This is a genomic window from Streptomyces sp. P17 (assembly GCF_032436805.1).
Lineage (GTDB): Bacteria > Actinomycetota > Actinomycetes > Streptomycetales > Streptomycetaceae > Streptomyces.
The window spans coordinates 1-273 of the sequence record NZ_JAVRBF010000809.1; the positions used below are offsets into that span (position 1 = coordinate 1).

At 64.8% G+C, this 273-nt stretch carries 1 protein-coding gene; it reads left to right on the forward strand.

The window, feature by feature from the left end; genetic code table 11:
• On the forward strand, positions 1-205 hold a 205-nt coding region (locus RMT89_RS43045; protein ID WP_315889204.1), incomplete at its 5' end, for a hypothetical protein.
• Positions 206-273 lie beyond the last annotated feature (68 nt).

Below are 273 nucleotides of genomic sequence, written 5' to 3' on the forward strand. Positions count from 1 at the left end.
CCTCGCCCGAGGTTTTGCCCTGGTGCGAGGCGCCGATGGCCAGATCCGCCGCCGGGCCGCCGACGTGGTCGATGGCGAACAGCTCTTGATCACTTTTGCCGACAGCGCCCGTGGCGCCGCGGCCGACGGCGAAGGTATTGCCGCACCAAAGCCAAGATCGCGCGCTAAACCCCAGGGCGGCCCGGATCAGGAAAGTTTGTTTTGAAGCCCGCTTTGTCTAAAGTCTCCCCCTGAACAAGATGGACCGCGATCTCCGCCCGGAAGGTCAGGCTG